Annotated in this window: 1 protein-coding gene; it reads left to right on the forward strand. The window is 41.5% G+C overall.

The window, feature by feature from the left end; translation table 11 throughout:
* On the forward strand, positions 1-615 hold a 615-nt coding region (ilvC, locus tag ABMA45_RS01175; protein WP_348029884.1), incomplete at both ends, for a ketol-acid reductoisomerase.

Genomic DNA, 615 nt, shown 5'->3' on the forward strand with positions numbered 1-615 from the left:
TTATCAGGAAGATTGTAACCTTTCATTATTAGATGGAAAGACAATCGCAATCATCGGTTATGGTAGCCAGGGACATGCACATGCATTAAACTTAAAGGAATCAGGATGCGATGTCATCATTGGTTTATATGAAGGAAGCAAGTCATGGGCTAAGGCTGAAAAGCAGGGATTCAAGGTATATACAGCAGCAGAAGCAGCAAAGAAAGCTGACATCATCATGATTCTTATTAATGATGAATTACAGGCTGATATGTACAAGAAAGACATCGAACCAAACCTTGAAGCAGGAAACATGCTTATGTTTGCACACGGATTCAACATTCATTACGGATGTATCGTACCACCTAAGGATGTAGATGTTACAATGATCGCTCCTAAGGCACCGGGACATACAGTACGTTCAGAATATCAGGCAGGAAAAGGAACACCATGTTTAGTAGCAGTAGAACAGGATGCAACAGGTAAGGCATTAGATATGGCTTTAGCATATGCATTAGGAATTGGTGGAGCAAGAGCCGGAGTTCTTGAAACAACATTCAGAACAGAAACAGAGACAGACTTATTCGGAGAACAGGCAGTACTTTGCGGTGGTGTTTGTGCATTAATGCAGGCAGG

Source organism: Eubacterium sp. CAG:156 (genome assembly GCF_000434315.1).
In the GTDB taxonomy this organism is placed as follows: domain Bacteria; phylum Bacillota; class Clostridia; order Lachnospirales; family Lachnospiraceae; genus Eubacterium_U; species Eubacterium_U album.